Source organism: Tenacibaculum litoreum, from assembly GCF_964513915.1.
Taxonomy (GTDB): domain Bacteria; phylum Bacteroidota; class Bacteroidia; order Flavobacteriales; family Flavobacteriaceae; genus Polaribacter; species Polaribacter litoreum.
In genome coordinates, this window is sequence record NZ_CAZEQS010000003.1 from 768,805 (window position 1) to 792,685 (window position 23,881).

Consider the following 23,881-nt stretch of genomic DNA (forward strand, 5'->3'; position numbering starts at 1 on the left):
TTATTATTCCTCTTTTTGATAAATAATTTTTTTCTCTTTTATTTCTTCAGGCAATGGTAAATCAAACTCACTCTTAGTTCTCTCTTCCCATGCTTTTTCTATCTTACTTGGAGATACTTCTTTAATGTAACTATCTGATAACTTAATGAAATCATACTTTTTAGCTTTTTCTTCATTATAAGTTATTAAACCTATTACATCTCGTTTTTCATTATAACCCCAGAGCAAAAATTCATCACCTTTATAAATCCCTTTAGTATCTACCCGATAAGCATTATTCAACTTATCAACTTTAATATCTTTAAAAAACCTATCCGAGTTATTATCTAGTTCAAAACCTTTTAACTTTCCTAGTTCTTTAGAATATGATATTTCTCTGTGGTTTTCAATTTCAGGGTTTAAAATACCATGTCCGTAGTATTCGGTTATTACCATTTCTATTCCTTTATAAACAGTATATGTTCCTTTTCTTATCTTCATCATGGTAACTCTATAAATCTATTTTCTTTCGAATTAAATACTGCTCTAAGTGTCTCTGTTCCATCAGAGGAAACCTCCCAAAGTTCTGCTCCTTCGTTAGGTGTATTGTAAGGTGTTTTCCACTCAGGCACTCCCAACCTACCATTATTCCCTCCTGTAAATCCATTTCCTGTATATGGTGCTTGCCCACTAGTAGTTGGCAGTTTAGGAACAGAAGCATTGGGTGTAAGTGTTTTGTATCTTATAACACCAAAACTTCCATCAGAAAGGTTAAAAAGAGTACCATTATAATCAAGTCTCATCCCATAAAAAACATCTTCAAAATTAGATAAGTGTTTTGCATCTTTGGCTGTGGTTACAAAACCACCTACAGCACTATAATCTCCATCTAAGTATTTTTGAATATCTTTTTTGGGAAGCACTTTTTGCAAAATAGTATTACCATCTGGCAATGGTATTTCATTCCTTATAGCATCTATTTTAGACATCTCTACAGCTGACATTTCAGACAAATTATATCTTTTTTGTTGAAGTAATTTAAAATCATCAACACTTAAATTATGCTTACTTGCTAGTGAAGCAATATTGTCAGAAAAACCTGTTAAAGAATTTACATAAGATCTATTGAATTTAGCATTTTCCCCTAACCTATCTATACTTCTAAAACCTATTTCATCTCCTTTTTGTACAATATCATTTTCTGGTACATCTCCTTTTTGTACAATTTGTGCTCCATCTTCTTCAGGTATAACTTTCTTTTTCTGTAAAACACCATCAACATACCTTGCTACTTCATCTCCTCTACCGTATTGATCAATTACTTTTGCATATTCTTCCTTTAAGTTTACTGTAACATCTCCTTTTTTTATCCCACTAAAAGAGACTGGAAGATTTATATCGAAAAGCTTATCTGCTTCTTCTAATCCATTTATCAGCTTTTGTTTGCTCTCTGCTCCTGTAAATAATTTCTTTAATCCTTGATAAGAAGCTTCTCCTTTGTATGAAAACCTAGGGCTGACTTTAGCTAAAACTTCAAGGTTAGTCTCTATAATTCTTATTTTTGGAAAATCTTCTAATACTTTCCATGCTTCTATTAAGTCTTGTCTTTGGAAATTCGTAGCTTTTTTAAAGAGATCCTCTAACAGTTTATTTTCTGCCAAGTCATTTTTTAACTTACTAGGAAGATTCTCTAACCAGTTTGTTGAAACATTAATAGCAAAATGTTCATCTAATACTTTTTTTATCTCATCAGCATCATCTAAATCTCCTCTAGCTGATTCATATAATTCTTTGGTTTTAATTCTACTAGCTGTGATTTTGGCATCAATAATACCTCCTCCCATAAGTCCAAGCTGGAGATATGTACTGTACTCTAGAAAAGTATTACAAAACTCTTTATTTTTTTGGCAATATTCTAAATCTCCATACTTAACCATCATAGAGAGGAAACTATTAGTTATATCAACTGTTCCCATTGTAACTCTTCCTACTTTATGTAAAGTAGATAAGTGCCTTAGTTTTGTAAAATTCCCTATAGCTGTTAATGTTAAAGCAACATCAAACGCTAATCCTGCCTGATCTAAACTTTTTGATAAATTATCTTTCTTTATTGTTCCTCCAAAGAAAATTGCAGGTATTACTTTTGTTACTTTAGAGTCACTATTTCCTTCAAAAGTTATTTGAATTGGTTGGTAATATTCAAACTTTAAGTCTGCAATAATTTTACTTCCTTTCTTTTGTTTAATAGTAAAACCATCTGATAAAAAAACAGGATTTTCATATGATACTTTTGGAAACCATGAGTTACCGTCGTAGTGTATCCAATATGGGGTTAAACTTGAACCTTCATTAGTTATTCTTTCAATATATTTAAATCTATCAGTATCTGCATATTTACTTCCAGCCCATAGTTTATATATTGCACCAATAAATCTTGTAAAATTATCTTCGTTTCCAACCCATAAATTACCTGCTGTGTCGTCACTTAATTGCATGAATAATTTTTGAAATACTCCTATATCTTCTAATAAATATTCCAGAAAATTATTAGAATACGCCCATACAGATGTACCTTTTTTCGGAGCTGTCTCTATAAGATCTAAAAATAAATCTTCATAATATTCAGTAACCCATTTCTTTTCTCTATCAAGGTACTTTATTGTTCTTGCTATGATTTCGTACCTCTCTTTAGCAGTAAAGTATTGTACACCACAATTAGCTATACTTTTTATTTTTTCGAAATCTTCCTCAGTAAACTCTTGTTTATTTTCATTTAATATTTCTGCTAAAATTTGTCTTGATTCTCTCTCTATTTCTGACTTATCTTCTGGAAATAAGTACTCTTTTAGTTTTTTTAATGTTTCTGGAGAGGCTCCTGAATCGTATCTTGGTGTATAAATTTCTACATTTTTATACAGTAGACTAAAACGATCTCCTGGATTATGGTTGTCTATTACAGCTTTTGTTAAACGTACTGGTTCATATACTGACTGTCCTTCAAAAGTTCCTTCTCCTATTATTATACCAACAAAACTACCATTCCACCTAAAGGAATACTTTCCTTTCTTTCCAAATATATTGGTGTTAAATTTCATATATCCATCTTCGGAATTGATATACGCACATTGTATTATTTGAAAAACTTTATCTATAAATTCATCATCTCTATACTCTCCATCCTTATCTCCTTGGAACCAATACAACTGTACTCCCGGAGCATGCATTTTTTTCCAATCTAAATGGTTTAAAGTAGTTCCACTACCATAATCCATTAAGAAATTAGTTGCTCCTTGCCCAAACTGGTACTCGTCCCAAGTATGTTCTAATCCAAAAATTCCGTGTCCTAATTCGTGTGCTAAAGTTCTAGATTGTTTTGTTTCTGTGGTTGCATTTTGAGTAAACACAAAACCGAACTGCCTTTTTAATGGCATAAAACCAGAAACATTGGCGTTAGTTATAGATATATTCGTAACAAAAACATAATATGTTCTATCTGTGTAATACTCTTGCTGTTTAACATAGTTATTAAACATCAATTGTTCATCCGTATAATGTGATAGTATAGAACTGTCTCCTACTTTTAATCTTTTGTTTCCATCTTTATCCCATCCATACACCTCATCTGGCAAAATACTTTGCCCTGTTTGAATATTTAATCGAACCCCTGCTTTGCTATATATTTCTGCTGTTTTTTCTTTTAAAGCATCGTTAATTACAACACCGTCTCCTACTGGTATTAAGGTTACATTTATAGCTTCTAATTCTTTAGACGCTAAATGTGTTGTTATTAAACTACCCGCTATATCATATTTTTCATTATCCTCTTTAGACTTTACAACCGCAAAAATTTCTTCATCTGCATAATCAAACTTTCTCTTTAATTTTAATGTTGCTTCAGTGCTACTATTATTCCAAGTAACCTCTGCTTTTGCTCCATCTTTTGTTTTAAAAATAATGTCTTCTTTTGAAATACTAGTATCATTGATGGTTACTTTAGCTGTAATAAAATCTTCGCCTTGTATATCTGATATTGCTTTATAAGGTACTTTATACTTTGTACCGTTTGCTTCTAAAACTTTATACTCTTTTTCAAAAGTTGTAGAAGTATTTTCTGGTAATGCATCAAAATAATAATCTCCAGATTCTTGAAAAACAACTGTAACCCCTGTTGCTGTTATTGCATTTACATTACCTTCTTCATCAATACCATTTGTTGTATTGTTTGCTACAGCACCTCCTTCAGCTCCTTCTTCTTTTGTAACAGTTCCATCTTCTCCTACCGACCATATATCTCCATTGGCGCTTTTTATACTTATATCATCATCACCCGGTATAATGGCTTCTTCTCCATTTGTTCCAGTTACGACGACCGCTCCATTTGCATCTATTTTTACTTCATCTATTACAAAATCAACTTCTACTAAATCGTCCTTAACTCCATCGTCTCCGTTAATCCCATCAGAAATATCCACATCTACATCCACATCAGCTGATGCTCCCTTGCCAAATTCTGGATCATATAATGTTACTATTTCTCCTTCTGCTAATTGATTAGCTGTATTTATTAAAATATTTGAAAAAGTTACACCGAACTTAGCAAACTTTAAATAAGGAATAGCTACATAACCTTTTCCTGAAATTCTTCCATTTGATTGGCTTTGAATTTCTGTTATAATTACTTTAAAATCTCCTGCAGTAACCTCATCACCTATAGTTAAACCTGTATGTGGATTTCTATTAGAAATGGCAATTTCATCAGGAACTATTCCACAATTATAATTTGCATCTTCATTTTGTATCAAATCTGTTGTTACGTATTGTAACTCTGAATAGTCACTAAACTGATAATTACATTTTCCTTTTACTTTGTACTCATAAGTAGTTCCTGGTTTTAAGTTCCATATAGTTGCCCAACTACTGTTAGTTCTTTTGGTAAACCAATTAGCATTCGCCTTTCCATTTTCTCTATATGCTATGATATATTCTGAAAAAACTGTTGGATCTTGTTCCCAGAAAACATTGATTTTTGAAGTTCCTTTAGCTTCTGCTGATATCCCTTCTGGTACCTGACATGGAGCTGTTCTTGAAAACCAAAAAACCTCACTATAGCCTTGATTTTTAAAAAGTCCTATTTCTTCTAAGCCCTGTAACGCTTTGGCTCTTACTCTCCATGCATATTTTTTTCCTGGGAGTAACAAAGGTTTGTCTGGTCCGTAAATTAAACTTGTTCTTCTAGTTGTCTCCTCATAAATAGGGATTTGCGATAAAAATGCTGTTTGAGGGTTTACTGAGTTATCCCAAACTTCAACAATACTAAATTCATACTCTACATTGCTAACATTGATGTGGCGAGGTGTCCACTGAAAAATTATATTTTCAAAGTCTGTAGGTTCAATATTACTTCCTGTTAATGGGATGTTTAGTATTGGTGGTTCATTTTTGAATATAAATACAGTAGTACATTTTTTAGCGGATAGTTTTGCTCCTGATATGTAATCGTACACCTCAAAGCAAAAATTATAACTTCCTTCAGGTATTGTTTGCCCATATACAGAGGTACTTATTCCTTGTATATTTTCAAGTTTGTAATATGGTGCTAGTTCTGTATTTCTTAATGTTAACGGTATTCCTCCTTCTAAAAACAAGTCTTGTGCTCCAACTACAAAATCCTTACTTGAAAAACGTATGTTGCCTCCTTCGAAATACGTTTTTAATCTTATTTGACGATTAGGTATAGTTAAATCGTTTAAAAAAATTTGAACCGTTATAGGGCTATTTAAACTAGTATCATCTGCATAATTATAAAAATTAACTGGTGCTGGTGCTTTTACTCTTGGAATAATGCTAACTGGAAACTGTTGAGCAAAAACACTATTAAAAAAAACTAATAAAAATGTAGCAAAGAGTAGCTTTCTTTTCATACAATAGGGTAAAGGGGTTAGTCTATATATTTTAATTCATATTGACTCTCATCAATATGTTTTTCTGATTCTTTCGCTAAAAACTCTATTACGAGTCCTTGCAAATATAATTTTATTTTCTTTTTTTTCTCACTCATTTTAAACATCTTATAAATTTTAGACGCATTTACTTCTCTAAATCTTCTGAGTACATCTGTGTCTTCTTTTACCCTCTTTAAAGTTTTATATTCTTCTATTTTTGGAACAATCCACCTGTGAACAAGTAATTTTTTATGAGACCTTCTCAGTACTTGATTCATTTTGTTAAATTCAGCTTGTAATGTTTTTGGGTAAGTTGCTCTCTCTTTTAATGTTTTATGCCATAAAACATGTTTTCTTATTTCTTTTTTATTTTTCAAGTAATCTTGTTCTGTAGGATAATCCAAATACACAGCACTTTTATAAACACCTATTAAAGCTTGATATATTAACTCATTATAATCTTTTAAATATTCTTTAGACTTATATATATCATCAAGTAATTGAATCGCTTTTATCTTATATACTCTATTACTTTTTTCTTCAGCAATTTGTATTCTCTCATCTTGCAATTTCTTACTTATCTCTTTTGGTACGTCTTTAAAACTTTCTGATTCTAACAATTCTTTTATCCTAGAACTTATTTCAGGAATTGTTCCTTCATATAAAGAGTCTTTGTAAATAAATCTAATAGGCTTTTTAACCTTCTTTACTTTTTTCTCTTTTTTTGCCTTTGGTTTTCTTTTAAACTTAATGTTTTTAGAATTAAAAATTCCAAAATTATATGTGTATCCAAATGTTACGGTAATACTATTATTCGAAATATTAGTTGAATTTCTTAATTGAAGAAGTCCATTTAAATTAAAATTATGCCTTTTATGGTATACATATCTTGCCCCTGTTCTTAAATTAGTTACTTGACCTTCTCTATTTCCATTATTAATACTTTCGTTATAACTTAACGAGCCATTTAATTTTAGTTTTTTTTCTAAAAAACCTTTAGTTGCTGAAATTGTAGGTCCAAAAATTAGGTTTTCATCTGTTATTCCCAGCTCACTATAACTAGCATTGATAGCTCCTGAAATCGTTAAATCTGAATCAGGGTACCCAATGGTATATGCTCCTGTAAAATTATAAAACGAAGAGGCATCTTCTTCTCTAATTTCATCACCTATTTTATTTACAGCATCTTGAAAAGATAAACTAAGATTTAAATTTTGTCTAGTACTTGGAGTTTCTTCTAAAGTATAGTTTACATTCACATTTGCATTTTGTGAAATCTGACTTATATTATCTTGGTCCAACTCTTCCTCTATTTGAGATACACCATTAATAAAATCGAATTGATTTTTAATATTAGTATAAGATTGAAAATTAGAATAACCAGCACTAACATTTAACTTTTCGCTTGCGTTGTACCCTAAGTTAATAGAACTAACCAATCTACTTAACTGAGTGGCTTTTGTATTATCTATATCATCATTTTGTAAACCTGCGTTTAAGTTTATAGACAACTTATCTTTAAAAATTGTTTGAGAAGCGTTTACAGTTAAGTTTTCTAAATCATTATTAAAAAAATACCCTCCCAAAGTTCTATAATTAGGATCGATTAACTCGTACCCTAATCCTATTGCTCCTCTTCCTACTTTATAAACAAAATTTAAATTATATGCTTTATAATATTGAGTTGTTGGATTACTTGATAACAAAAAAGAGGCAAAATGATTGCTTTTACCTTCAACCCTTGCATCTTCTGTTAATGCAGATAAAGCTACTTCTCCCTTTAACTTTAAGTCTTTAAAAAAATCTAGCTCTGTATTAAAGCTTATTACTGTATTATCTTTAGGTAGTACTTCTTTTTCTATTGGAATTGGGTTATTTAAAGACTCTATATCATCTTTTGCTCTAAAAAAAATAACTCCTGCTGTTAACTTATCAAACTTATATGAAGCTTTAATTCCATAACCAATTCGTTTGTAATTAGCTTCACCATTTAAATTATCTTCGTTAAACTCCCGCTCTTTTAATAACCTTCCATACATTAAACTTATTTTTAATTTATCTTTAGGAGACAAATCAAAACCGACACCAGTAAATTGGTGCCCGTTTAATGTGTAAGGTGAAAAGCTCATATTTACATCTCCAATATGTGCTGTTACCCACTTATAGCTTGGATGAATACTTAATCTATTAAAAGTAAACGGTGTATTAGTTTGAAACTTACTATTTGAATATGAAAAAGAGACCGGAATATTATAAATGTCACTAACATTTAAATTAACATTTCCTGATAAAAAATAAGTAAAAGGCTCTCTATTAGAGTTGCCATCATAATATACTGTGTTTACCCCAACTCCTCCAGTTATCTTAAATAATGGCGACTTGCCTACCTTATCTAAATTTTGACTGAAGATAAAAAGAGGGGACAACAAAAAAAGTAATAGTGTATTTTTTTTACTATTCAAAAACAATTTTAATTTAACAACAAAAGAAAGATTTTTTAATTCAAAAAACAATTTTACTTCTTACTTTTTAAAATATAATTAAAAAAGCTGTTAATATTTAAATTAACAGCTTTTATCTTTAATATTATTCTACCTAAATTAAGGTAATAATAACTTTATATTTTATCGTCTACTATAGTTAGGCGCCTCTTTAGTGATAGCTACATCGTGTGGGTGACTTTCATTGATTCCACTTGCTGTAATACGGACAAATTTCCCTGTATTTTTTAGGGTTTCAATATCTTTTGCTCCACAGTATCCCATACCTGCACGTAATCCACCTACAAATTGGTGAATACTTTCTTGTAATTCTCCTTTGTAAGCAACACGTCCTACAATTCCTTCTGGAACTAACTTTTTAATATCATCCTCTACATCTTGGAAATAACGATCTTTTGATCCTTGCTTCATCGCTTCAACAGATCCCATTCCACGATACGATTTGAATTTTCTTCCTTCGTAAATAATGGTTTCTCCTGGAGATTCTTTAGTCCCTGCTAATAATGATCCTAACATTACACAATCTGCTCCTGCCGCAACAGCTTTTGGTATATCTCCTGTATAACGAATACCTCCATCTGCAATTACTGGAACTCCACTTCCTTTAATAGCCGCTGCTACTTCTAATACTGCTGAAAACTGTGGAAATCCTACACCAGCTACCACACGAGTTGTACAAATAGACCCTGGTCCTATTCCTACTTTTACTGCATCTGCTCCAGCTTCTACTAAATATTTAGCTGCTTCTGGGGTTGCTATATTTCCTACAACAACATCTAATTCAGGAAATTTAGCTTTTACCTCTTTTAATACAGAAACCACTCCTTTCGTATGTCCGTGAGCTGTATCAATAATTACAGCATCTACTCCTGCATTTACTAATGCTTGTGCTCTATCTACTGCATCCTGTGTTACACCTAATGCTGCAGCTACGCGTAAACGTCCATATGAGTCTTTATTAGCTATTGGTTTTTGTGTAAGCTTTGTAATATCTCTAAAAGTAATTAACCCTACTAGCTTGTCATCATCATTAACAACAGGTAACTTTTCAATTTTATTTTCTTGTAAGATAACTTCAGCATCTTTTAAAGAAGTTCCTTCTGCAACTGTTACTAAGTTTTCAGATGTCATAACTTCAACGATAGGACGCTCGTTATTTTTTTCGAAACGTAAATCACGATTTGTTACTATTCCTACTAATTTTCCTGCTTCATCAACAATTGGTATACCTCCAATTTTATGCTCACGCATTGCTTGTTTAGCATCTAAAACGATTGCACTTAACGACAAAGTAATCGGGTCGATTATCATTCCGCTTTCTGCACGCTTTACCTTACGAACTTCTTGAGCTTGTTGCTCAATTGTCATATTTTTATGTAACACTCCTATTCCTCCTTCTCTAGCAATAGCAATTGCCATAGCAGATTCGGTTACCGTATCCATAGCTGCAGATACTATTGGAACATTGATTGTTATGTTTCTTGTAAATTTTGTTTGGATTGAAACTTCTCTAGGAAGTACTTCTGAGTAGGCAGGAACTAATAAAACGTCGTCATACGTTAATCCTTCACCTAATATTTTAGCTTGATGAGCTTGCATATGCAATCAATTTAGTGTGTTGTTAATTAATTGCATGCAAATATACTACAAATAATGCAAAAACAATCTTTAAATTTAAGTTAAGTAAATCACTTTTTTTTATCCTTACTTTTTAGTTTCTATTTCTTCTTAAACTTTCATCTATCACGTTAATAATCAAGTTTTGTGCGTTAAAGGTTTTTAGCTTATTTTCTTTTTACTATTTTTTTACATTTATGTTGCTTTTGCATATATTTAGAACTCACAAAACCAAAGCAATGGAAAACAATACCCTTCAAAAAGACAGTAAAAAAGTTGTTAGCACTAATAGTAATGGGGTTTACCCTAAAGTATCTAAAGAATTGATTACTGAAATTAACAACATGCTATCATATGCTATTTATAATGGTATTGTTATTAATACTGAGGTAAATTCTTTAATTGAAAGTAAGGATTTAAACGACTTAATAAATGCGCATAATATCCTTGTTAAAAATATCGCTCCTGCAACACCAAAATCGATAGAATACACTAAAGCACTTCGTGGAGAGGGACAAAACAAATCAATTTTTAGTAAGCTTCCTGTAGTAAGGAATCTCATTTTTTTAGCTCTTTTCTTTTTAGTTTTATTTATTGTTACCGCACTTTCTCCTGATGTAAATAATAATTCATTAGATAAAGGTTTAATGAACAACTCTGGATTACCACTCCTTTTAAATTTGTCTTATTTAGCATCTGTTGCAGGCTTAGGTGTTATTTTTTATTTATTGAAAAGGGTTAGCGATTCTATTAGAGAATCAACCATGGTTTCAGAAGAGTCTATTTCTTATTTGGCACAAATAGTACTTGGTATTATTGCTGGACTTATTATGTCGGAAATTATTTCATTTTACACTAAAAGCCCTGAAGATATTGATCTTTTTAACAAAGGCGTTTTAGCTCTAATTGGAGGGTTTTCTTCAGAAGCTATTTTTAGCATACTACAAGGTATTATAGATAGAATAAAGTCCATTTTTATCATACCAAAAACCAATATAAAATAACTATAGAAAATAAAGAGGTTGTGACGTTAAATGATTATTAATCGAGCTTACAACGTACTAACCAAACTTAGCTCAATATCGTAGCAACCTCTTTTAATTTTAAAAACTACCTACTCCTATGAAGTACTTTTACGTATCTGTTTTTAGTTTCTTATTGCTTTCTTGTGCCAGTATTCCAAGCTCTACTGTAACACTCACTAAAGAAGTTATTAAAGAAGCTGATAATATGCATCAACTAAATGTATCTTTAGTCAACAAACTTTTTGATGAGCGAAAAGAAAAAATCAATTTATTTATTGAAAATAAGTACACCCCTACACTACTAAAAAAGTTTGAGGATTTATTACCAGACTCTTTAGATTATAAAAAAGAACTACCTAATATTCTAAATAGTATTGTTCCTGTTATTAATCACAAGAAAGACTCTCTTCAAAGTGTATTAGATTCACAAAGGCAAGATATTTTAAACCAGCTAAACTCTAATTATAGTGATTACAGTAAGGCGACTACTTCGCTTCAAAACTTAATTAACTCTGCAGTGAAAATAAAAACTACAGAAAGTGATGCTTTATCGGCAATAGATCAACTTACAGAAGATAAAATTAATATAAAGAAAGTTGAAAACACCATTAATCAAAGTATTGATAAAACTGGAAATACTCTAAATAAATTGATAACAATTGAAAAAGTAATTACTGAAAAATAACGATTATGAATTCTATAGATTGGAACAATATAGCTAAAGAAGCTGCTTCACAAACGGATACTGAATTTAACAAACAATTGGCTAGTTTAACTAATTTAAAACTTAGTGAAGTAGATGCTTTTATTAAGGAAAGTAAAATTACCAATGCTAATGCCATAAAAACGCTTAAACTTATTGATGATGCTACTATTAGTAATAATGAAAAAGCCAAAGCTATTTCTAATATCGAAAATGGCTTTGGCTTTGTAATAAGTTTAGTTTCTAAAGTGGTATAACTACCTAAAAATTGTATTGTCTTTTATAAATGCTGTTTTATAACGCTCACTAAAGAGTATTTTTTCATCATTGTCTAAGACAATAAGATTATCTTCAAAGTAAATTTCTTTGATTTTCTTTACGTTAACTAAGTAATTTCTATGCACTTGTCTAAAATCTGGATTAGACAGCATTTCTTTTAACTTAGTTAATGATAACTTTATAAGGTAGTTTCCTGAGTCGCAAATTATGCTACAGTATTTTTCTTTTACTTCAACATAATTAATAGCAGCTACATCAACTTTTACTACGCTTCTTTTTTTCTTTATGAATAAAAAAGATGGACTTATCACACCATTCTCAGATGCTAAACTAATACTATTACTTTGTTGATAGCATGACTCAATAGCCAATTCTAAAGAGAATAACAATTCTAATTTGTTATATGGTTTTAAAAGATATACTAACGGATTGGTTAGTTTTGCTTCATCAAAAATTTCTCTTCCTTGCATACTTGTTAAGAATAAAAACGGTACATTAATTCCTTCTTTATTCAAACGATGTGCTAACGAAATTCCGTCTGGTCTTCCGTTTATCATGATGTCTAAAATAATAACATCAAAAAAGCGGTTTCTAATCAGTTTTTCTGCTTCTACTGCATTTTTTGCTAATGATACCTCATAATCATTATCTTCTAAAAAAGAAGAAAGTTCTAAAGCTTCTTCTTCTGAATCTTCTAGCAATAGTAATTGTAGTCTTTTCATAATTTATGCGCTTGCGTTGGGTAACAAAATTCGTATAGTTGTCCCCACTTCCAACTCACTATCTATGAGTAATTTTCCATTATTCTTTTTAATAAGTGTTTGACATAGTAACATACCTAGCCCTACGCCCTCAGATCTGTTAATTTTGTCAATACTTAAATCTTCTAATCCTTTAATTTTTGCTAGTTTTTCTTCTGAAATTCCAAAACCTGTGTCTTTAATTTCAATTGTACTAAATTCTTCAGAGTCTTTATAGGTTTTTATTGCTATTGTACCGTTTTCTCCTGTGTATTTTAGTGCATTATCTAACAAATTTCTCAATACTATTTTTAAGGATTCCTTATCTGCCTTTACTAAAATAGTAGCTTCTAACTTTGTAGTTAGTGCAATGTTTTTAGCTTCTGCAATTTCTTCAAAGTTATAAACTGCCTGTTCTACCAATGGTTTTAAAGGGTATTCTTCTGCTTTAAACGATAACTGATTGTTTTGCTCTAACGACCAATGCAACACATTGTTTAATAAATGACTCGTACTTTCAGTTAATGCAATAGCATTATTGGTAGTTTCGCTTACCGCGTCGTATTCTTTGTTTTTTAACTGTCGTTTTAGCTTTTCGTGTTGTCGTTTAATCGTATTTATTGGAGAACGTAAATCATGAGACACTACAGAAAACAAATAATCTTTGGTTTTGTTAGCTACGTTTAACTCCTCTTTTTGCTTAGTTATAAACCTATTTTTACTTCTTAACTCTCTATAAAAATAGCCTAAAAATCCCAGAAAAACTAATAAACCCGAAGCTCCAATTACTAAACTCTTTTGCACTACTGCTTGACGTTTTAGCTGTTCTTCTTGTAAAACGATTTCTTGTTGCTTTTGAGCTACGGCTAATTGTTTGTCTTTTTCTGTAAGCTCCCAAATTTTATCGCGGTTCCAGATAGAATCTTTCCAACGGCCATACTCCATGTAGTAATCAACACTTTTTTGATAGTTCTTTCTATTCTTCTCTACAACTGCCATGTTTTGAGAAGTTAACTGTTTAAACTCTAGATTAGGATAGGACTTAGCCAAACTATAAGCTTCTTCAAACAATGGAATAGCATCACTATCTAAATACTGATTGTAATATACATTTGCTAAATCCATCTTAGCTCTTATTAAAGACAATGTATCCTTTTCTTTTATAAGAGAAAGCTCTTTTTCGAAATATTCTTTTGCTTTTGAATACGATTTTTTATGAATATAAACTATACCTATATTATGATAAACCTTTTTAGCAAACTTATCTGTTGTTTTTACATTTAAACTCTCCCAATTTTTATAATGAGCTAAAGCTTTATCATAATCCTTTAACCTTAAATGTATACTTCCTAAATTAAGCTCTTTTAAAGCTTTAAAATCACCACTTTCTGACATCAAAGAAATACTATTCAATGCCTTCTTTAAAAGCTTTTTTCTAACCGCTGAAACACCTTGAATATAATTTAAAATGTCACGCTCCTCTATCGTTGATACCTTTAAAAGAGACTCATTAATATGCACATAACATGAATCAAACTCACTATTTTTATAAAAAGAAAAGACTTTACAAAACTTACTATTTTCCTTTTCTTTACATATAATTTCTGCTCTTTCTTTTAAAAACTCTAAATCTTGAGAATATATAACATTGTAACTAATTAATAAAAATAGAATAATTTTTTTCATTGTTAATTTCCATCTCCATCTTCAACTACAGGCCCTGTTACAGTACCTCTATCCGTTTCTGGATCATCATTTTCACTACGTACTAAAATCATATCTACAGAAGGAGTTCCTTCATCTAATTGATAGGCAAACTGTACATAATATAAATCATACTGGGTAGCACGTTCATCACAATTAAATTCTACTCTAAAATCTCTACAATTTACTGTGTCGTACCCACCTTCTTTATTTAAGATTCTAGTTGGCGTAACTCCGTAGTAGTTTAAATAGATTTCGTTTCCTTGTAGTTGTAATCCACTTGAATTATCAACTGGATTCAATGTATTGTCTGGTAAATATGCTAAAACCGTTATAGTATTAGGAGTTGTACTGTTTCCTGAATCATCTCTAGACATGTTTACCAAAGGTCCTGTAGGTACATTATCTGCACTTATATTTGTGTCAAATTTTCTAAAATCTTTTAATGTTAATGTAACTCCGTTAACGTTTACTGGGTTTCCCATCTTTTAATTTTTTTAATTTGGTTATTGGCTAAATTTACAATAAAAAGACTAGATAGAAAACCCACTTAAAATAATTTTTAAGTAAGATTTTATGTATTTAATTACTTTTCTTGTAAAGAAGAATACTGAAAGAAAAGTAGACTATAAGAAATTATATTATTTATTGTTTTTTAAGATATAATTGCTGAACAATAACAATTATAGAAGTAGTATACACAACTGTCATTAAAAACCCTGAAGCCATAACTATGTACTTCATCCAAGTAATACCTGTCCACATTACATAAATACCACCAAAGGTGCATACAACTGAAATAAAAGGTTCTATCATTAAAAACAGTTTCAGCTTCATAGAAATACTTGTTGTAGACAAAATAATTGCTAATAAAAAGAAAATTACTGAAAGTGATAAAATGTGATTGTGTACTAATGTTTTAATTTCTCCAGGAGATTTTTTAAACATCATTTTAGTAGCTTCTTCATCGTCTTCATTTCCTAAGTAGCGTTCTTGTATTCCTTTTGAGCTAGCATTGGTCGTATCTTTTACAAAAGAAAGACCTCCAAAATAGCCTATACTTAACGTAGCTACAAAAACAAAAATTAAATGTTTTATTTCTTTAGGAAACTGATGAATAACTCCGTGAACCTGCATTTATAATACCTTATTTTGATGAAGAATTGCTAAATTTTGAAGGAATGTATTAACAGCAATAGTCATTGATGAAGCAGATATGGTTGCTCCAGAAATTGCCATAATATCTTTTTGATACTTCAGCTTATCTTTTGATGTTTTGCCTTTGAATTGCTTTAACCATCGTTTACTTCCTATTTCTCCACCATAATCTTCACGATAAATTAACACCTTGGTTTTAGCAATAATTAAATTTGAATCTAATAAAATTAAATAGTCAAATTCGTCTGTTTTACTAGGTGCTTTATCAATAAATGCATAACCAATAAGTTTATCATTCGCATTTATTTTAAACAACTTTTCTCCTTTAATTTTACGTACAAGTTGATCATTAACTTCATCTGATATTTCTACTTTTTGTAAGTCAAAATCCTCTACATCAAAAGTTTTACTAATTTCTTTAGCTACTTTTTTTTGAATGTTTTTTGGAATAACAAATGATGACAAGCTAAAAGAAGCTATTAATAGTACAAAAGGAAATAGTATTTGTTTTCTCATGTTGCAAAAATATTAGAATTAGTCTAAATAAAAAAACAAAAACCGAACCAAATTACTAGAACTTGGTTCGGTTTTATATTTTTTTAAACTTTTAGTTCTCTTAGAACCAAACTCCAAAACCTAAATTTAGTTGTTTTGTTGTTGGGTTTCCTGCTATTGCATTGTTCTTTAATTGGTAGTCAGCTTTAAATGCTGCTCCTGGTGCAACCTTATAAGTTAAACCAAACGTCCACTCATCACGATCATAAGCAAGATTTTCGCTAATTCCTCCTTCTACAGATGCATGTGTATTAAAATCTTCATAACGAGCAAAAGCGTATAATTGTTGCTTTTTGTCCATAGGCAATAAGTTATAAGCAGCTTCTAAATACCATCCTTGTAACTCACTTCCTAATGCATCTTTAGAGTTATCTAAATCATATAACGCATTGTATTCTTCAGTATCTGATAAACTAGCATGGATAAATTGTCCACGTGCTGTAAATCGTTGGTAAGCATAACGAGCATCTAAACCAAGCATTGCAATTCCTACATCAGCTCCGTTAATATCTTCTACTGCTCTATCAGATTGTGTTCTACCAAAGTATCCTGATAACCCTAAACGTAACCCTGGTAATCCGTAATAATCTAATTTACCTGAGAAGTTAATATTATTCATTTTAGATTCAGCTCCTTTTTGACGACCTCCTCTTAAACCATTTGATCCTCCTAACTTTCCAGTATATTCTCCTGTAGCATCATCGTAAGTCCCTGAGTTAAATCCGTTAAACATATAAGCTTGGTAACGTAAAGAAGCTTCATCCCATTTACCTGATACCCCTAAACCGATTTCTCTCCATGTTGTTGGTACAATCGCTTTATCCATACTTGGTCTTTCAACTCCGTTGAATGTAGTTGGTTCATGGTATTCGTTTACAATACCCATTGGTACTAACATTAAACCTGCTCTAACATTTAAGTTATCTGTTAAACCATACTGTAAGAATGCTTGTTCAATGTAAACTTCTTTTACATGCTCAAATTCAATTTCTGTAATAAACTGTGTTCTTTCGTTGAATTTGTAACCAAATAACATTACTACTCTATGAACATCTAAATTAGTTTCTTTACCGGTAGCTCTGTTTAAGTGTACTTCACCATAACCTCCTACTGTTAATCCTTTTTGGCTTAAGTTAGAAGACAATAAACGTTGTGCGGCGTTTTGTTGGCTTTGTGGGTTTGTTGGAATACTATCTTTTGGAGCTGTTTGCGCCGATGCGAATAAAGATACTCCTGCTAATAAACCGAAAAATATTTTTTTCATTTTATTTAGATTAATTTTAAACTATTTTTGTTTTACGACCGCAAAAGTAATAGAGATAATTAATCTAACAAATTTTATTAAGATTTATTTTAAATAAAATTTAACACTTTTTAATATTTCTTTAATAATCAATATTTTAAATTTATTTTTTTCTAAAAAGGTTAACAACAGCCTTACGTATATCGTATGCTATCTCTTCTTTTTTTGGTGTATAAACATTTAAAACTCCTTCACTTTTACTTGAAAGCATAGGAATATCAAGTCCTCTTAACAAATAATCTGAAAAAGCAACTGTGTAAGTTTGGTTTTCTTGTAGTTTTCCATTTTTAAGCTCCCATAGTCCATTTACTTTTTTTGCATTAAATCGTTGTAAGTAGGCACCTGTTCCTGAAGATTCAACGCCAAAATCTAATACTTCCTTCAATAAACTTCCTTTAATCTTAACTTTTAAAATCTCGCCTCCATAAGGTAATACTCTAAAAATATCTACCGCATTTACATCTCCAGATAAAACATCATCTATTCGTACAGACCCACCATTTACTAAAGCACAGTCCACCTCATTATTATATGCTAAACTCATAGATTCAGCAATGATTTTTCCCATATTGGTTTGTACCGTTCTAATAGTACTTTCTCTTGCATCCAAAGGTTCTGTTGCTTTATATATTACCTCATAAGGATTTGATACTACTTCTTGAATTTTATCTTCTAAAACTACTTGCCATTTATCAACAACCTCTTTTACTTTAGCATCAAAAGGAATCGATTTATTAATTTCTTTTAACTCAGATTTAAAGTTAATTTCTTTCGTTTTTGGATCGTATTCAAACCTATGAATATATGCTGTTTTTGCGTTAGCATCTGCCTTGGTTATTGTTACCTCACCTACCTCGGTATAACTATTTGTATGCTCATGTCCTCCCATGATTAATGGTACGTTTGGTAAAAGCTTTGCTATTTCTTTATCCTCTGTAAGTGATGCATGAGTTAAGCCTAATACAATATCAACATTGTCTTTTATTTCGTTATAAGAACGTTGTATTTCTTTATACATATCTCCATAATACACATAACTTTTAGGATTAGAAGGAATACAAACACTTATAAATCCTACTTTTAAAGTAGTTCCGTCAGGATTCTTAAATTCTTTAATGAAAGCGTCTTTTAAGCTTTGCTTTTTACCATCAACTACTTTATGGAAATAGGAATGGTTACCATCAACATTATGCAATACATTGGCTGATATCCAATCAAACTTACTCTCGTTCAAACGATCTTGTAGGTGTGTAAAACTTAAATCGAATTCGTGGTTTCCAAATGCTACAAGGTCAAAATTCATAGCATTCATAACCTCTACCATTTGTTTTCCTCTCACTCTTTCACCATTATACTTCATTGTTCCTAGTAAAGAAGGTGATAAAAAATCTCCCGCTAACACTAACATAGTGTTCTTATCTTCCTTTAAAAGCTGTTTATGCACGGTTTCAACTCTTGCCATTCCTCCATACATTCCTCCTTGAATTGGAGCAATTTCATATACATCATTTAGCTGTAATATTGTGAAATAGGTTTTATCAGTATCTCTTTTAAACTGATATTTTGTTTCTGAAGAAGTTGAATTAAATTTCTTTTGGGGAGAACCGCAACTAACTAAAGTGCAAGTTATTAAAAGTAGTAAAAGGATTTTAAATTGCTTCATTTGGCTTTTTTTATAAGAAAACCAAATTTACGAATTCTAATGAAGATATTGACGTGTGTTTTGTCTTATCATTTTTCTATATTCTACCAATTCTGGAAATTGGTAAAAGAAGTTTATTTTTTTATGTGCTATAGTTCTAGGTTTCTTTATTTTAGGTCTTAACACAAAAGCTGTCCAGCTTTCAACAATATCTTCTTCTGGACTTTCTGCAGCATAATCAGTAAGAAACTCTGTTCTATTGTTTAAATATAAATCATACAGTTTTTCTACACAATTAGCCTCTGTATAACAGTATTTTCGTTGAATAACATCCCAACGATTTAATAATGCTCCTTTCCAAAATATATTAACAAACCTATTGATATAGCTATCTTTGTAAGCCTCTCCTTCAAGAGTCAAATATAGTTCTCCTTCTCCTTGTTCCCTTTTATTTGTTGGTCTTATTTGAGTTCTATTTAGTGTTAGTAAATGTCCAAACTCATGAACTAAAGTATAGACTGACTCATGTAATCTTCTTTTATCTTTAGTTTCAAAATTAACATCTCTAATGTCAATTTCTAATTGCCATTTATCATTCTTTGAACTCAATGCAACTAAAGCTCCAGTTTTTTCATCTACACCATCAGTCATTAAAACAATACGTTTTATATATTTCTGAGTCAACTCTTTCGGAAAAATTCTATTGAACTCACCCCAATAATAGGCTGCTAACTCATCACTTACTGACTGATTTTTAATTATTTTACTTCCATTCACATCCCACACTCCTATTCTTTCACTATCCTTAGATTGTGAAAAAACTGAGAAAAAGAAAAAAAGAAAAATAATATTTAATTTCATCATCTTTTAAAAAACTTCTAGTGCCTTGTTATAAGCACTTTCAAAACTCATTGGTTTAATATTGGTTGTTACTTTATTTGTTGTAAAATAAGACAATAACTTTTCTGTTGGCATATTACCTGTTAATTCATCTTTAGCCATTGGACAACCTCCATACCCTTTTATAGCTCCATCAAAACGTCGACAACCTGCTTTAAAAGCACTATCTACTTTTTCATGCCATTTAGCTGGTGTTGTATGTAAATGAGCTCCGAATTCTATTTGAGGATAACTAGGTATTAAGTTTGAAAATAAGTAATCTATATCTTCAGGTGTTGAGCTCCCAATTGTATCTGACAAAGATAAGATTTTAACACCAAACGACGAAAGTTTCTCCGTCCATTCTCCTACTATTTCAACATTCCAAGGGTCTCCATACGGATTTCCAAATCCCATTGATAAATAAGCCACTACCTCTTTGTTTGTTCTATTAGCTATAGCTAATACTTCTTTTAAAGTATCAATAGATTGATCTATTGTTTTGTGCGTATTACGCATTTGAAAGTTTTCTGATATTGAAAAAGGATACCCTAAATAATCAATCTCTTCAAACTGTGATGCATCATTTGCGCCTCTTACATTTGCAACAATTGCTAAAAGTTTACTAGTGGTAGACGATAAATCTAGTTTTGACAAAACTTCGGCTGTATCCCGCATTTGCGGAATTGCCTTTGGTGACACAAAACTTCCAAAATCAATCGTATCAAATCCCACCTTTAACAGTGAATTGATGTATTTAGCCTTCGTCTCTGTGGGAATAAAATGGCTTTTAATTCCTTGCATAGCATCCCTTGGACATTCAATAATTTTAACACTGTTAACCATTGTGTCAAATATACATATTTTGATTCATTTTTTTTACTTAGCATTACTTACTGAAGTTCAACAAAAAAACAAACACCCAACCAATTAATTATCAATAAAATACCACAAACCAAAGATTAAAATCTGAAAAATATTTATTTTTATTGATGTAAACTGTCACAATTTAAAAGTTAAATTGTCTCTAGTATAGAATGATTTCATTGGAGTCGCAACAAACACATATCAACCAACTAATCGAACGCTGTAGGAAAAACGATAATTCTGCACAAATGCAGGTATATCAGAGCTATTACAAAGCTATGTATAATACATCATATCGTATTTTAAAAGACGAGTTCGAAGCAGAAGATTTAATTCAAGAAGCATTTTTAACGGCTTTTATGAAGTTAGATAGTTTTAAAGGTGAAGTTACTTTTGGTGCATGGTTAAAAAGAATTGTAATTAATAAGAGTTTAACCCAATTAAAAAAGGTTACTCGATATGATGAAGTACGAATGGACGTGATTCCTAGCCATGAAATAGAAGATATTGAGATAGATTACAGTTCTTTAGAAGTTAAAAGAGTAATAAACTGTTTACAAAGCTTAAAGGATAATTACAGAATTGTATTGACCTTAAACCTTATTGAAGGTTATGATTATGAAGAAATCGCTCAGATATTAAATTACACCAATGAAAATGTGCGAACAACAGTATCTAGAGCAAAAAAGAAGTTAAAACAAGTATTAACAGCTAATACTAATAAAACACAAGTATATGGAGGATAAACTACATCAGTTTTTTAAAGAAAATGATTTTGATGTTTTTGAACCTCATCAAGGACATTTAAATCGATTTCAACGAAAACTAGAGTCGCCAAAACAAGCTAAAAAACCATCTTATTTTTGGATGAGTATCGCAGCATCAGTAGTATTAGTTTTAGGGTTTTACCTTGGTAGTTACCAACAAAAAAACACCTACGACTTAGCAGATGTTTCGCCTAAAATGGCAGAAGCTCAAAACTTTTTTGTAACAACTATAAATCAAGAATTAAAAGAGGTTGAACAATATAGAAGTTTAGAAACTGAAATGGTTATTGAAGATTCTTTAAATGAAATTGAAGAACTAGAAGACCAATACAAAACGCTCGTAAAAGAGCTATCTAAAAGAGAAAATAAACATCAAATTATCAGAGAGATGATACAAAATTATCAACAACGATTAGATGTATTAGAGAAACTTCTTTTACGATTAGAATTACAACAAAACCCCGCTAAATTAGAAATATTAGAAGATGAAATTATATAAACTACTTTTCCTACTGCTATTCATTCCTACACTTTTAGTAGCGAATGATAAAAAACACGAAAAAAGCAAAAACATACGTAAAACTTTTGCTGTTAACAAAAACGCTACCTTATATATTAACAATAAATATGGTAATGTAAACGTGACTACTTGGAACGAAAACAGAATAGAGATTAACGTCAAAATAACAGTTAAGGGTAATGACTTATCTAATGTTGAACGTAAATTAAAGGCGATTGATGTTCGATTTGAATCTACTCCTAGTTTAGTAGAAGCCAGAACCATTATTGAAAAAACAAAGTCAAGTTGGTCTTGGTGGGGCAGTAATAACACAAACTATAAGATTAACTACTTTGTTAAGATGCCAATCACCAATAATGCCGATTTAAATAATAAATACGGAAACATTGAGCTAGATAAACTAGAAGGTAAATCCAATATTAATTGTGATTACGGTAAAATACAAATTGATCAATTATTAAATGAAACTAATAACATTAATTTAGATTATTGTGGTACTTCTGAAATTAACTTTATGAGATCAGGGAACTTAAGTGTTGATTACTCTAAGTTAGCCATTCTAAAATCAGAAAACTTAAAAGTAAACGCCGATTATTCTACCATGAAAATTGGTACTGCAACCAATGTTGATTTTAATAGTGATTATGGAAGTATTTCTATAGATGATGCCTCAAACATTAATGGTAACTCTGATTACGCTAGTATAAAAATAGGGACTCTTAGAAAAAACTTAAAAATTGATACCGATTACGGTGGTGTAAGAGTTAATAATATTGAAAAAGGTTTTCAAAGTATTGTTATTGATGGAAGTTATGCTGGAATTAAACTTGGTACTAGTAGTGACAACAACTTTAATTTTACTGTTGACTTAGGCTATGCTGGATTTGGATACCCTGATGATTATATAAAAATGTTTAAAAGCATTAATAAATCATCTAAAAAATATTATGAAGGTACTTTTGGTAAAGATAATTCAAACTCTAGCATTACTATAAAATCTAGATACGGAGGCGTTTCTTTAAAACTGAACGATTAAAAACCCTCTTTTTCTCAATCATCGAGATACAAATTAAATAGCGTGCCACATAATACACTATAGTATACGTGATAACATAGTAAAGTTTGTAATCTATATATTTATTATATGCAATTAAAAAATCAGCAGTAATAATTAGAAAGATTCCTAAGAAGAACATTAAATTTTCTTTACTCATTTTATTTAAAAAATTGAAAAAAGTTATTCCTACTATAGTCGCATTTAAAAAACATATTATAAAAATCGAGTACGAAAGTTCTTTTAAATAAGGTCTTAATAAAACCGAAATAATTAAAAAAAGTATTAACCCTGGTATAAGGTAGGTAAGCAATGTTTTAAGCTTTGTTTTATACATAGCCTTTCTTGCTATTACTAAATATAAAACTCTATTTAATAACAACAAAAAAACACCTCCTTTTAAAAAGTCATCCTCAAAAATAAAAAGAGCGTCTGATACAACAGAACTCATTAATATAAGCAGATACCAATAATTTATTTTTTGAGAAGAACTCAAGTATAAAAAAGACAAAAATTGTAACGAAAAAATTTTTAAGATTAGCTCTGTAATAGGTTTATCTACATCAATAAAAAATAATGATAAAATACTAGCTACAACATAAGCTATACTAAAGATTTTAAAGCTAAATGACATCATACTAACGCT

The 23,881-nt window shown here is 30.4% G+C and carries 20 protein-coding genes; 6 read left to right on the plus strand and 14 right to left on the minus strand.

All coding sequences use genetic code 11. The features are described from left to right. Positions 1-3: 3 nt before the first annotated feature. The 4 genes from ACKTTR_RS09615 to guaB all read right to left on the minus strand — a co-directional run bounded on the left by ACKTTR_RS09615 (position 4) and on the right by guaB (position 10,021). Entirely contained in the window at positions 4-483 is a 480-nt protein-coding gene (locus ACKTTR_RS09615) for a hypothetical protein (RefSeq protein WP_408027636.1), read from the minus strand. Further along, the gene (locus ACKTTR_RS09620) at positions 480-5,900 is read right to left on the minus strand and encodes a fibronectin type III domain-containing protein (protein WP_408027637.1); all 5,421 of its coding nucleotides are present in this window, start codon (positions 5,898-5,900) and stop codon (positions 480-482) included. The genes ACKTTR_RS09615 and ACKTTR_RS09620 overlap by 4 nt, the downstream gene beginning before the upstream one ends. Positions 5,901-5,917: 17 nt before the next feature. Then, positions 5,918-8,383, minus strand: coding sequence for a TonB-dependent receptor (locus ACKTTR_RS09625; protein WP_408027638.1), 2,466 nt, complete (start codon positions 8,381-8,383; stop codon positions 5,918-5,920). A 162-nt stretch (positions 8,384-8,545) separates the two neighbouring features. After that, complete coding sequence (gene guaB / locus ACKTTR_RS09630) at positions 8,546-10,021, minus strand: IMP dehydrogenase (protein WP_408027639.1); 1,476 nt, start codon at positions 10,019-10,021, stop codon at positions 8,546-8,548. 257 nt (positions 10,022-10,278) lie between these two features. Between guaB and ACKTTR_RS09635 the strand changes: the two genes are divergently transcribed. From ACKTTR_RS09635 to ACKTTR_RS09645, 3 genes are all read left to right on the plus strand, one after another. Then, entirely contained in the window at positions 10,279-11,043 is a 765-nt protein-coding gene (locus ACKTTR_RS09635; protein ID WP_408027640.1) for a hypothetical protein, read from the plus strand. Positions 11,044-11,161: 118 nt separating this feature from the next. After that, on the plus strand, positions 11,162-11,749 hold the full coding sequence (locus ACKTTR_RS09640) for a hypothetical protein (protein WP_408027641.1): 588 nt from the start codon (positions 11,162-11,164) through the stop codon (positions 11,747-11,749). A 5-nt stretch (positions 11,750-11,754) separates the two neighbouring features. Further along, positions 11,755-12,024, plus strand: a complete 270-nt coding sequence (locus ACKTTR_RS09645; protein WP_408027642.1) for a hypothetical protein — start codon at positions 11,755-11,757, stop codon at positions 12,022-12,024. Here the strand turns inward: ACKTTR_RS09645 and ACKTTR_RS09650 are convergent, their stop codons facing one another. From ACKTTR_RS09650 to ACKTTR_RS09690, 9 genes are all read right to left on the minus strand, one after another. Further along, a complete protein-coding gene (locus ACKTTR_RS09650) occupies positions 12,025-12,768 on the minus strand; it encodes a LytR/AlgR family response regulator transcription factor (protein ID WP_408027643.1) in 744 nt (247 codons plus the stop codon). 3 nt (positions 12,769-12,771) lie between these two features. Beyond that, positions 12,772-14,472, minus strand: a complete 1,701-nt coding sequence (locus tag ACKTTR_RS09655) for a tetratricopeptide repeat-containing sensor histidine kinase (RefSeq protein WP_408027644.1) — start codon at positions 14,470-14,472, stop codon at positions 12,772-12,774. A 2-nt stretch (positions 14,473-14,474) separates the two neighbouring features. After that, positions 14,475-14,975, minus strand: coding sequence for a hypothetical protein (locus ACKTTR_RS09660; protein WP_408027645.1), 501 nt, complete (start codon positions 14,973-14,975; stop codon positions 14,475-14,477). A 160-nt stretch (positions 14,976-15,135) separates the two neighbouring features. Continuing rightward, positions 15,136-15,627 (minus strand): hypothetical protein, encoded by a 492-nt coding sequence (locus tag ACKTTR_RS09665; RefSeq protein ID WP_408027646.1) that lies wholly within the window; start codon positions 15,625-15,627, stop codon positions 15,136-15,138. Then, entirely contained in the window at positions 15,628-16,164 is a 537-nt protein-coding gene (locus ACKTTR_RS09670; protein WP_273694409.1) for an FMN-binding protein, read from the minus strand. It lies immediately after the preceding gene. A gap of 100 nt (positions 16,165-16,264) precedes the next feature. Further along, a complete protein-coding gene (locus ACKTTR_RS09675) occupies positions 16,265-17,467 on the minus strand; it encodes a porin (protein ID WP_408027647.1) in 1,203 nt (400 codons plus the stop codon). Positions 17,468-17,609: 142 nt separating this feature from the next. After that, complete coding sequence (locus ACKTTR_RS09680; protein ID WP_408027648.1) at positions 17,610-19,169, minus strand: bifunctional metallophosphatase/5'-nucleotidase; 1,560 nt, start codon at positions 19,167-19,169, stop codon at positions 17,610-17,612. Between the two features lie 36 nt (positions 19,170-19,205). Next, a complete protein-coding gene (locus tag ACKTTR_RS09685; protein WP_408027649.1) occupies positions 19,206-20,012 on the minus strand; it encodes a hypothetical protein in 807 nt (268 codons plus the stop codon). Positions 20,013-20,015: 3 nt separating this feature from the next. Next, positions 20,016-20,873: a hydroxymethylglutaryl-CoA lyase gene (locus ACKTTR_RS09690; protein WP_408027650.1), complete on the minus strand. Its 858-nt coding sequence runs from the start codon at positions 20,871-20,873 to the stop codon at positions 20,016-20,018. Between the two features lie 200 nt (positions 20,874-21,073). Here ACKTTR_RS09690 and ACKTTR_RS09695 point away from each other — a divergent pair, with 200 nt between their 5' ends. The 3 genes from ACKTTR_RS09695 to ACKTTR_RS09705 are packed head-to-tail and all read left to right on the plus strand — an operon-like array spanning position 21,074 to position 23,217. After that, positions 21,074-21,640: an RNA polymerase sigma factor gene (locus ACKTTR_RS09695; RefSeq protein WP_408027651.1), complete on the plus strand. Its 567-nt coding sequence runs from the start codon at positions 21,074-21,076 to the stop codon at positions 21,638-21,640. Continuing rightward, positions 21,630-22,160, plus strand: a complete 531-nt coding sequence (locus tag ACKTTR_RS09700) for a hypothetical protein (RefSeq protein ID WP_408027652.1) — start codon at positions 21,630-21,632, stop codon at positions 22,158-22,160. Before ACKTTR_RS09695 ends, ACKTTR_RS09700 begins: the two co-directional genes overlap by 11 nt. Beyond that, positions 22,147-23,217, plus strand: a complete 1,071-nt coding sequence (locus tag ACKTTR_RS09705; protein ID WP_408027653.1) for a hypothetical protein — start codon at positions 22,147-22,149, stop codon at positions 23,215-23,217. The genes ACKTTR_RS09700 and ACKTTR_RS09705 overlap by 14 nt, the downstream gene beginning before the upstream one ends. Here ACKTTR_RS09705 and ACKTTR_RS09710 read toward each other — a convergent pair. Further along, positions 23,180-23,872 (minus strand): lysoplasmalogenase family protein, encoded by a 693-nt coding sequence (locus ACKTTR_RS09710; RefSeq protein ID WP_408027654.1) that lies wholly within the window; start codon positions 23,870-23,872, stop codon positions 23,180-23,182. The two genes, ACKTTR_RS09705 and ACKTTR_RS09710, sit on opposite strands and share 38 nt — an antisense overlap. Positions 23,873-23,881 lie beyond the last annotated feature (9 nt).